Raw genomic sequence first — 8,057 nt, 5'->3', positions numbered from 1 at the left:
GGCTACGGGCGGCGCGGCGGTGCGATGCGGCGAGCGGCGGGGGCGGTGTCGCTCAGCCCGACGCGCGCGCCGCCCGCACGAAGGCGACGACCGCGTTGGCGTGCCCGTGCCCGAGACCGTGCTCGGCCTTCAGCCACGCGACCACCTGCATGTGCGGCTCGACGGCGAGGCGGGCGTCCGCCAGGTCGATCCAGTGCTGGACCGGCTGCCCGTACGCCTTCTCGATGCTCGGGAAGTAGGACGCGGGGCCCTTCGCCCGCTGCCCTCCGGGCGGCGGGGGCGGGGCGACGATGCCGTGGGTGTCCATGCCGTGACGCTATCCGCGACCGGCCCGCGGCGACAGGGGGGCGGGCGTCGCGTACCCCGGTGCCGCGGATGTCAAGGGGGAGACCCTGCGCGCCGGCCGACGTAGCCTGGACGACACAGCGAGCACGCCCGTCCGGACCCCGCGGGCTGCTCGTCAGGACGCCGGGCCTCTCCCGCGCCGCACATCACGAGGGTCACATGGACATCACCACCAGCATCCGCATCGACGGCCATCCGTTCCAGCTCGCCGACGGGCAGGACGTCGCCGACCTGAAGTCGCGCATCGTCGCGGCGGTCACGGGCGGATCCCGCTTCGTCGACTTCGCCACCGTCGGGCAGGGGGAGGTGTCGGTCCTCATGACGCCGCGCTCCGCCGTGCGGTTCGAGGTGCTCGACCGCACCGAGGACGAGCCGGCGTGCGGCGACGAGCAGCCGGCGTGCGCGGACCCCGACCTGTACACCTACCGCTGAGGAGCCCCACGCGGCCGTGGTTCAATGGTCCCGCCTCCTGACGGAGGGGCCTCCCGCGGGAGGCACGGCGGTGGGGCTCGCCGTACCCGAACCTCGACATCCTCGTCGACGACAGTCCCTGTCTCACGGCTAGCCATGCCATCCGAGATGGGAGACCCCATGACCGACGACCGACCGCCCCGCGACAGCGCGCCCCTCGACAGCGACATCGAGGTGGACGACGACCCGGGCCGCCCGGTCCACCTCCGCTGGTCGTCGCTCGGCCTCGTCGCGCTCGGCGGCGCCGTGGGCACGGGGATCCGCGAGGCCCTCGCCCTCACCTGGCCGGCGCCCGCCGGGGGCCTCCCCGTGACGATCCTCCTGATCAACGTGGTCGGCGCCTTCGTGCTCGGCGCGCTGCTCGAGGCGCTCGCCCGCCGCGGGCCCGACGAGGGACGGCGCCGCGCGATCCGCCTGCTCGTGGGCACGGGCGTGCTCGGCGGCTTCACCACATACAGCTCGCTCGCGACCGACGCGGCCTCGCTCACCGGATCCGCGATCGGCACGGCGCTCGCGTACGCGGGGCTCACGCTCGTGGTCGGCGCCGCGGCGTCGGTCGCGGGGATCGCCGCGGGTGCCGGGATCCACCGCCGCATGTCGGCCGGGCGCGCCACGGGGGCGGCGTCGTGACCGGCCCGCTCGTCTTCGCGCTGATCTGCGTGGCCGGCGGCGTCGGCGCGGCGCTGCGGCTGCTCCTCGACGGCGTCATCCGCGGCCGCCTCGGCGCGGCGTACCCGTGGGGCACGACCGTCATCAACGTCACCGGATCCCTCGGCCTCGGCCTCCTCACCGGCGCCGCCGCGCAGGCGGGCCTCCCGCACGACCTGCTCCTCATCCTCGGCGGCGGCCTGATGGGCGGCTACACGACCTTCAGCACCGCGAGCCTCGAGACGGTGCGGCTCGCGCAGGCGGGCCGGATCGGGGCGGCGCTCGCGAACGGCGTCGGCATGCTCGTCGTCTGCATCGTGGCGGCGGGCCTCGGGATCGCGATGGGCCGGGCGCTGTGACGCAGCTCGTGCCCGTGACCGCTGCCGCCGCCGAGGACGTCGAGGCGCTGCACGCGTTCCTCGCGGCGGCGGACCTCACGGTCTCCGGGCTCGACGACCCGGGCGTGCGGCTCTGGATCCGTCGCGACGCGGACGGCCGCGTCACCGCCAGCACCGGGTTCGAGCTCAGCGCGGACGGACGGCACGCGCTGATCCGCAGCGTGGCCGTCGCGGCGGAGCTCCGGTCCGCGGGCCTCGGGTCGGAGCTCGCCCGGCACGCGCTCGCCGAGGCGGCCGCGGCCGGCGCCGAGCGCGCCTGGCTGTTCTCGCGGCGGTCCGGTCCGTTCTGGCGCGGCCTCGGCTTCGCGGAGGCGGACCGCGACGCGCTGGCGCCGCGCTGCCCGACGCCCGCCAGGTCGTCGCATTCCGCGCGAGCGGGCAGCTGGCGCGCGAGGTCGCGTGGTCCCGGGCGCTGGGGGCCGTCGCGGATGTCGCGCCCTAGGCTCGCGGGGTGACGTACGCGGATCCGACCCCCGACCCCGAGCGCACCTGGACCACGACCGGCCGCCGCGACCTCCACCGCGGCCGCGTCGTCCTCGTCGAGCACGACATGCTGCTGCCCGACGGATCCGGGTCCCGCTACGAGGTCGACGAGAGCGTGCCGTTCGCGGTCGCCACCCTCGTGATCGACGGCGACCACGTGCTGCTGTCGCGCCAGTACCGGCACCCGCTCGGGCGCTGGATCCTCGACCTCCCCGGCGGCGCGGGCGACGCCTCCGAGCAGCCCGTCGACGCCGCCCGCCGCGAGCTGGAGGAGGAGCTCGGGCTGGTCGCGCCCGAGGTCCGCCCCCTGCGCACCTACGCGGTGAACCCCGGCCGTGCGTCCTGGCTCGTGCACGTGTTCGCCTGCACGACGCCGACGACCGCGGGCACCGCCGACCGCTCCGACCCGGCCGAGCACGTGCGACTCGTCCGCATGCCCGTCGCCGAGCTCGACGCGCTCATCGCCGCGGGCGGGATCGAGGACCCGACCCTGCTGATCGCCCGCGCGGCCGCCGCCGAGCAGGGCCTGCTGCCGCCGGTCGCGCCGCGCTGACGGGTCGCGCGACCTCGACCGACGCGCCGCACCGCGCGCTCACGCCATCGCGACGACGCACGCCGCGAGGAAGCCGAGCTGGATGCCGGTGCGCAGCGGCAGCGGCGTCGTCGGGGCGTCCGGGTGGCGGCAGCCGCGGGCCGCGCGCACGTTGGCGGGGAACACGGCGACGAGGAGGAGCGCCAGGCCGATCGCGGCAGCCGTGCGGAGGGCGGGGATCAGGAGCCCGATCGCGCCGGCGATCTCGAGGACGCCCGTGATCGTGACCACGAGCTCCGGCCGCGGCACCGCCGGCGGCACGATCGACACGAGCCCGGAGCGACGCGGTTCCCGGAAGTGCGCGCTGGCGCCGAGCGCGAACGCGGCCGCGAGGCCCACCGCCACCGACGCCGGCCAGCCGTCCAGGTACGGCAGGGGGACGGCGATCCCCACGAGCCGCGCCTCGAGGGCGACGACGATCAGGGCGGCGAACGGGATCATGGGTCTCCAGCATCTTGACGGCGTCAAGATCATGCCGGGAGGCGGCGGTCTTGTCAACGTCAACATGCGCGTAGCGTGACCGCATGGCCTACCACCACGGCGACCTCCGCTCCGCCCTGCTCCGCGAGGCCGCCGCGATGGTCGCCGCAGACGGTCCGGACGCGGTCACCCTCCGCGAGCTCGCCCGCCGCGTCGGCGTCTCGCACGCGGCGCCCGGGCACCACTTCCGCGACCGGCGCAGCCTCATGACGGCGCTCGCGACCGAGGGCTTCCGCCGGCTCGGCGACGCCCTCCGCGAGGCGCCCGACTTCCTCGCGGCGGCGGAGGCGTACGTGCGCTTCGCGACGGGTCCGGGCCGCGGCCACTACGCCGTCATGTTCGACCCCTCGCGCATCGACCCGGCGGATCCCGACCTCGCCGCCGCGCGCGCCGCCGCCGACGAGGTGCTGCTCGCGGGCGTCGCGACGGTCGAGCCGCGCACGCCCGACTCCCCGCTCGCCGCGTTCGCGCTCGTGCACGGGCTCGTGATGCTGTACGGGTCGGGCGCGCTGGAGCGCAGCTACGCGGGCGAGGATCCGGTCGCCCTCACGCGGCGCATCGCGCAGGTGCTGTTCTCGTTCCCCGCGGGCTGACCAGCGGGGGAGTCGGGCGCCCTCCCCCTCTTCACCAGACGTTCGTCTGACGTACCGGTCCGCACGCGGCCGACGCCCTAGCGTCATCCCGCGGGTCGTCCCCGCGCCCCGCATCCGCACCCGCCCCGATCGGAGATCCCCGTGCCCGCTCGCACCACCGCTCCGCGTCCGCGCCGCACCCGCGTGGCCCTCGCCGCCCTCGTCGTCGCGGGGTCCGCCCTCGTCGGCGTCGGCGCCGCACCCGCCGCGCAGGCGTCGGCCGCTCCGGCCACCGGCTCGGCCCCCGCCGGCGACCCGGTCGCCGCCTCCGACCACTACGTGCGCCGCCAGACCGTGCGCTTCTCCGCGCACATGCAGCGGTACGGCGACGTCGTCGTGTCGATCTACGTGCAGGGGCCGAACCCCGACAACGGCCGGCCCGGCTGGTCGCGCTGCGTCGACCTGCCCCAGTCCGGCCTGAACACCTGGACCGAGATCGGCGTCCAGCTCCTGGCGAACGCGCGCTACACGGTCTCCTCCTACAGCGACTTCGCCTGCTCCCGCGGCGCGAACTACCGCTGGACGACGGGCTCGGTCGACACCCGCTGGACGCACTGGATCGTGTACCCGATCCGCTCCCCGCACGTGACCCTGCGCTAGGCCAGCCCGACCCCTGTCGCCCCGCGGCAGCACCGACGCCCCCGGCACGCGCCGGGGGCGTCGTCGCGTCCGCCGACCGCAGGCGACCCCGTCGCGCCCCGAGCGGGTCAGCTCCCGGTGCGCAGCGCGTAGGTCAGCAGGGCGTTCCCCGCGCTCGTGGTCTCGGAGCGCCGCAGCTCCAGCCGCGTCATCGGGTCGTCCGGTTCGAACATGCGGCGGCCGGCGCCCGCGACGACCGGGTGGATCATCAGGGTCAGCTCGTCGAGGACCCCCGCGAACAGCAGCTGGCGCACGAGGGAGATGCTCGCGAAGACGCCGATCTCGCCGCCGTCGGTGCGCTTCAGCGCCCTGAGCGCCCTGAGCGCCTCGACCGCATCGCCCTCGATGAGCGTCGCGTTCCAGCCGAGCTCGCCGGTGAGCGTGCGCGAGGCGACGAGCTTCTCGATCGGGTTGATGAAGGCGCCGAACGCGTCGTCGGCGGGTGCCTGCGGCCAGTACGAGGACCACTCCTCGTAGCCGTGCCGCCCGAGCACGGCCGTGGTGACCGTGCCCATGAGGCGCGTCATCCCGGCGCCGAGCTCGGCGTCGAAGCTGTCGAACTGGAACAGGTTCGGCGACTCCACGACGCCGTCGACGGACGCGAACAGTCCTGCGGTGATCCGGCGCATGCGGCTCCTCCTCGAGCTCGGGTGTGGGCGCCATGATCCGCGCCGGGCGGCGGCGCGTCCAGGCCCGGAGGGCAGGCGGCCGCCATCCGTGCCCCGGCGGACGAGGCGAGGTCGCGTTCACACGGCCGCAACACGCGCGCATCGACGCGGAAACGGGAGCTGCCTAGTCTCGTCTGCAACGGCCATTGCAGGATCCGCCCTCCGCGACGAGGATTGCAGGCGCCGCCCGCACCGATCGACCACCGCTCGAGCACCTGCTCCGGCACCTCGCGAAGGGACGTCCCATGACCACGACCGTCGGAGAGAGGACGAGGTCCGTCGTCGGCCTGCGCGGCGTCGCGCCGGTCGCGGTGGCGGCCCTCGTGATCGCGCTCGTCGCGCAGATCATCGGGCAGCGCACCCTGCCGCTGGGATCCGCCTCCATCGTGTTCTTCCCGATGGTGTGGGGGCTCCTCATCGCCGCCGCGCTGTCGTTCCAGCGGATCCGGCCCGTCGGCCTCGACTTCCAGCGGATCGCGAACGCGTTCGTCGGCGTCGCCGTGCTGTTCCTCGTGGCGCGGCTCGCCTTCAACATCGGGCCGAACATCCCGACGCTGCTGCAGGCCGGACCCGCGCTCCTGCTGCAGGAGATCGGGCACCTGCTCGGCACCGTCGCGCTCGCGCTCCCGCTCGCCGTCCTGCTGCGGATGGGCAAGGCCACCATCGGCGCCACGTTCTCGCTCGACCGCGAGCCCGCCTTCGCGATGGTGAGCGAGAAGTACGGGCCCGACTCCGACCAGTACCGCGGCGTGCTCGCCATGTACGTGTTCGGCACGCTGTTCGGCGCGGTCTACATCACGCTGCTCACGTCGCTCGTCGCGTCGGCCGACGTGTTCGACCCGCTGGCGCTCGCGATGGGCGCGGGCGTCGGATCCGGGTCGATGATGGCCGCGTCCACCGCCAGCATCATCGCGGCGTACCCCGGCCAGCAGGACGCGATCCTCGGCATCGCCGCGGTGTCGAACCTCATCACCACGGTGCTCGGCGTGTACGTCGGCATCTACGTGGCGCTGCCGCTCGCCGACCGGTTCTACCGCTTCCTCACGCGCAAGCAGGCGGCGGCCGAGGCGGCGACCGGGCCCGTCGCCGTCTCCGCGGAGGCCGCGGAGGCGAACCGGGTCTTCCGCGAGCGGGTTGCCGAGTCGTCGGCGCCCGTGGCGATCCGGCCGTGGGTCACGATCCCCATCCTCGCGATCGTGGGCATCGGCACCGCGTCGATCTTCGCGGGCGGGGTGAGCTGGTCCATCGTCGGCGGCTACGCGATCCTCATCGCCCTGCTGCTGGTGAGCCAGCTGCTCGCGCGGGTGACGCGCAAGGTGTCCGCCATCGTCTTCGTCACCACGATCGGCGCCCTCGCCTCGAGCCCGTACTCGCCCATCGGCGCCGAGCTGACCACGGTGGTCACCTCCATCGACTTCCTGTCGATCGCGTGCGCCACCCTCACGTTCGCGGGCCTCAGCCTCGGCAAGGACGCGGCGCTGCTCAAGACGGTCGGGTGGCGCATCGTGCCGGTCGGGCTCGTCGCCATCACGGCGTCGTTCCTGCTCTCGGCCGTCATCGCGGAGTTCGCGCTCGGGTTCTGGTCGTGAGCGCGGCGGATCCGCTCGCCGACTGGCTCGACGACCTGGAGCCCGCGAAGGGGCACACGCCCTCGCACCGCCGGGTCGCCCGCGTGCTCCTCGACCACCAGCAGCTCGCGTCGTACTCCGAGATCGCGGAGATCGCCCAGCGCGCGGAGGTGAACGCCAGCACCGTGGTGCGGTTCGCGCAGGCGCTCGGCTTCCGCGGTTGGCCCGAGCTGCAGCAGGAGCTGCGGATGCGGTACCTCGCGACCCTGTCCTCCGAGGAGACCCTGCGCGAGCACCCGCCCGCGGCGTCCGGGGCGGTGCACGCCTCCCTGCAGCGCGACGTCGCGAACCTCGGGCGGGCGCTCGAGTCGATCGACCCGGCGGAGGGCGACGCGGCGATCGCGGCGCTCGCATCGGCCGGCCGGATCCTCGTGGTGGGCATGGGCTCGTTCGGCGCGCCGGCGTCGATCCTCGCCCATCTCGGATCCGTCATGGGGTACCCGATCTCCTTCGAGGGCCGCGGCGGCGCGCACCTCGCGGCCGCCATGACGACGCTCGGCGCGGACGACGTGCTCGTGGTCGTGAGCCTGTGGCGGCCGATGCGCGACGTGCTCGCCGCGGCGGCCGCAGCTCGCGCCGCGGGGACGACCGTCGTCGCCATCACGGACATGCGGCGGGGCCGCCTCGCCGCCGCCGCGGATCACGCGCTCGTCGTGCCCAGCGAGGGCGTCTCGTTCCTGCAGTCCACGACCGCCACCACCTCGGTGGTCTACGGCCTGCTCAGCGGGATGGAGGCGGCGCACCCCGAGCGCAGCCGCGCCGCCCTCCGCCGCACCCAGGAGCTGTGGCAGCAGCTCGGCACGTTCACCGACTGACCCGGCGCCGCCCGCCCGCTGCGCCCGCTCGCCCGCCGATCCCGACCCGCCCGCATCGACCCGCCGCCCCCGCGCGGCACCGGAAGGACCCATGACCCCCACCGACCCCCTCGACCCCCTCGACCCCACGACCCCGCGGCGCATCGGCGTCGTCGGGCTCGGATCCATGGGCGGCGCCATGGCGGCCTCCCTCGCCGGCCGCGGCTGGGACGTCGTCGGCTGCGACCCGTCCGCGGCGGCGCGCGAGGCGGCCGAGAC

Annotated in this window: 13 protein-coding genes; 10 read left to right on the top strand and 3 right to left on the bottom strand. The window is 75.1% G+C overall.

Going from position 1 to position 8,057, the window contains the following annotated elements; genetic code table 11:
- Positions 1 to 52: 52 nt before the first annotated feature.
- Positions 53 to 307: a DUF4287 domain-containing protein gene (locus tag DZG00_RS09715; protein WP_119383233.1), complete on the bottom strand. Its 255-nt coding sequence runs from the start codon at positions 305 to 307 to the stop codon at positions 53 to 55.
- 197 nt (positions 308 to 504) lie between these two features.
- On the opposite strand from DZG00_RS09715, the gene DZG00_RS09710 reads away from it, so the two are divergent.
- The 5 genes from DZG00_RS09710 (at position 505) to DZG00_RS09690 (ending at position 2,898) form a co-directional block, all read left to right on the top strand.
- The gene (locus DZG00_RS09710; protein ID WP_119383234.1) at positions 505 to 777 is read left to right on the top strand and encodes a hypothetical protein; all 273 of its coding nucleotides are present in this window, start codon (positions 505 to 507) and stop codon (positions 775 to 777) included.
- A gap of 159 nt (positions 778 to 936) precedes the next feature.
- Positions 937 to 1,446: a fluoride efflux transporter FluC gene (locus DZG00_RS09705; RefSeq protein WP_233549226.1), complete on the top strand. Its 510-nt coding sequence runs from the start codon at positions 937 to 939 to the stop codon at positions 1,444 to 1,446.
- Entirely contained in the window at positions 1,443 to 1,823 is a 381-nt protein-coding gene (locus tag DZG00_RS09700; protein ID WP_119383360.1) for a fluoride efflux transporter FluC, read from the top strand. Before DZG00_RS09705 ends, DZG00_RS09700 begins: the two co-directional genes overlap by 4 nt.
- A 14-nt stretch (positions 1,824 to 1,837) precedes the next feature.
- A complete protein-coding gene (locus DZG00_RS09695) occupies positions 1,838 to 2,317 on the top strand; it encodes a GNAT family N-acetyltransferase (protein ID WP_311135915.1) in 480 nt (159 codons plus the stop codon).
- Positions 2,314 to 2,898 (top strand): NUDIX hydrolase, encoded by a 585-nt coding sequence (locus tag DZG00_RS09690; protein ID WP_119455574.1) that lies wholly within the window; start codon positions 2,314 to 2,316, stop codon positions 2,896 to 2,898. The genes DZG00_RS09695 and DZG00_RS09690 overlap by 4 nt, the downstream gene beginning before the upstream one ends.
- A gap of 39 nt (positions 2,899 to 2,937) precedes the next feature.
- On the opposite strand, the gene DZG00_RS09685 is transcribed toward DZG00_RS09690, so the two are convergent.
- Positions 2,938 to 3,378, bottom strand: a complete 441-nt coding sequence (locus DZG00_RS09685; protein WP_119455573.1) for a DoxX-related protein — start codon at positions 3,376 to 3,378, stop codon at positions 2,938 to 2,940.
- 83 nt (positions 3,379 to 3,461) lie between these two features.
- Here DZG00_RS09685 and DZG00_RS09680 point away from each other — a divergent pair, with 83 nt between their 5' ends.
- Both DZG00_RS09680 and DZG00_RS09675 read left to right on the top strand, forming a co-directional pair.
- Complete coding sequence (locus tag DZG00_RS09680) at positions 3,462 to 4,010, top strand: TetR/AcrR family transcriptional regulator (RefSeq protein ID WP_119383323.1); 549 nt, start codon at positions 3,462 to 3,464, stop codon at positions 4,008 to 4,010.
- 141 nt (positions 4,011 to 4,151) lie between these two features.
- On the top strand, positions 4,152 to 4,649 hold the full coding sequence (locus DZG00_RS09675; RefSeq protein ID WP_119455572.1) for a hypothetical protein: 498 nt from the start codon (positions 4,152 to 4,154) through the stop codon (positions 4,647 to 4,649).
- 107 nt (positions 4,650 to 4,756) lie between these two features.
- On the opposite strand, the gene DZG00_RS09670 is transcribed toward DZG00_RS09675, so the two are convergent.
- Positions 4,757 to 5,317, bottom strand: a complete 561-nt coding sequence (locus DZG00_RS09670; RefSeq protein WP_119383254.1) for a dihydrofolate reductase family protein — start codon at positions 5,315 to 5,317, stop codon at positions 4,757 to 4,759.
- Between the two features lie 284 nt (positions 5,318 to 5,601).
- Between DZG00_RS09670 and DZG00_RS09665 the strand changes: the two genes are divergently transcribed.
- From DZG00_RS09665 to DZG00_RS09655, 3 genes are all read left to right on the top strand, one after another.
- Positions 5,602 to 6,945: a DUF3100 domain-containing protein gene (locus DZG00_RS09665; protein ID WP_119455571.1), complete on the top strand. Its 1,344-nt coding sequence runs from the start codon at positions 5,602 to 5,604 to the stop codon at positions 6,943 to 6,945.
- Positions 6,942 to 7,799, top strand: coding sequence for a MurR/RpiR family transcriptional regulator (locus DZG00_RS09660; protein WP_119383054.1), 858 nt, complete (start codon positions 6,942 to 6,944; stop codon positions 7,797 to 7,799). The genes DZG00_RS09665 and DZG00_RS09660 overlap by 4 nt, the downstream gene beginning before the upstream one ends.
- A gap of 91 nt (positions 7,800 to 7,890) precedes the next feature.
- A partial coding sequence (locus DZG00_RS09655; protein ID WP_233550113.1) for an NAD(P)-binding domain-containing protein occupies positions 7,891 to 8,057 on the top strand: 167 nt, incomplete at its 3' end.

This window comes from Clavibacter lycopersici (genome assembly GCF_003576405.1).
Taxonomy (GTDB): domain Bacteria; phylum Actinomycetota; class Actinomycetes; order Actinomycetales; family Microbacteriaceae; genus Clavibacter; species Clavibacter lycopersici.
This window is presented reverse-complemented; position numbering and strand designations above follow the sequence as displayed.